This is a genomic window from Neisseria sp. P0021.S007 (assembly GCF_051956855.1).
The window spans coordinates 1-870 of record NZ_JBQCXA010000273.1 but is presented as its reverse complement, the minus strand read 5'-3'; the positions used below and the strand labels follow the sequence as shown (position 1 = coordinate 870).

2 protein-coding genes are annotated in these 870 nt (G+C 48.0%); both read right to left on the bottom strand.

Features of this window, described 5'->3' with window-relative positions:
* Nucleotides 1-233 precede the first annotated feature (233 nt).
* Nucleotides 234-557, bottom strand: a complete 324-nt coding sequence (locus ACTHUR_RS12760) for a DMT family transporter (protein WP_107791811.1) — start codon at nucleotides 555-557, stop codon at nucleotides 234-236.
* 27 nt (nucleotides 558-584) lie between these two features.
* The coding region (locus tag ACTHUR_RS12755; protein ID WP_440398860.1) for an ABC transporter six-transmembrane domain-containing protein at nucleotides 585-870 on the bottom strand (286 nt) is incomplete at its 5' end.

Genomic DNA, 870 nt, shown 5'->3' with positions numbered 1-870 from the left:
GTTGGACGGAGAGTTCGGGTGGAAGCGGATTGGCTTGGCTCATTTGGATTCCTTTGTTGGACGGCTATAACCGATTGTTTGAATAATGGACAGTCGCCACTTTAAACAGGCCGTCTGAAAAAAGGAAAGAATGCTTGGTTTTAATTTAAGATGATTTCGTTATATTCGGGAAGGTATTAGGCCGTCTGAACATGCTCATTCAGACGGCCTTGGATTGGATAGAAACGAGATTTTCAGTTTCCGCTGGAGAGTTTCATCACTACGACGCCGGAGATGATGAGAAATGCACCGAGCCAGCGGCCGAAGTTGGCGGCATCGTTGAAAAATACAACGCCCACTAAAAACGCCCCTGCCGCGCCTATACCTGTCCAGACGGCGTAGGCTGTACCCATTGGAATACTTTTTTGGGCAAGGTAAAGGAAGTATCCGCTACCGGCGATGCAGGCAAGCGCGGCGGCAAAGCCATGCCAGCGGAAGCCTTCCTGTTGTGCCAGCTTTAAGCCCAATGGCCAGCCGATTTCCAGCATACCGGCTAAGATTAAATAAAACCAACTCATAATATGTCCTGATAGTGTGTTAAGGTTTCAGACGGCCTTGGAAAAATTGTTTTCTTCCGAAAGTTCAACGCGTTGTCCGATATCTTTTAGATTGGCGTATTGTTCGACCAAGCGCGGTACATCGTCCAAACTCATTGCAAACATCCATAAATAAGTGCTGACGGAATAGATATGGCCGGCGCTGCCATAGCCTTTAAGCGTCATGTGTATAAAGGCAAAGCCGAACAATACGCTCATCGCTATGCCGATACTGAGATAGCCTAAGGCTTCGCGGTTGGAAATCAGCACGCGTAGTTTGGCAACCCAGTCATAG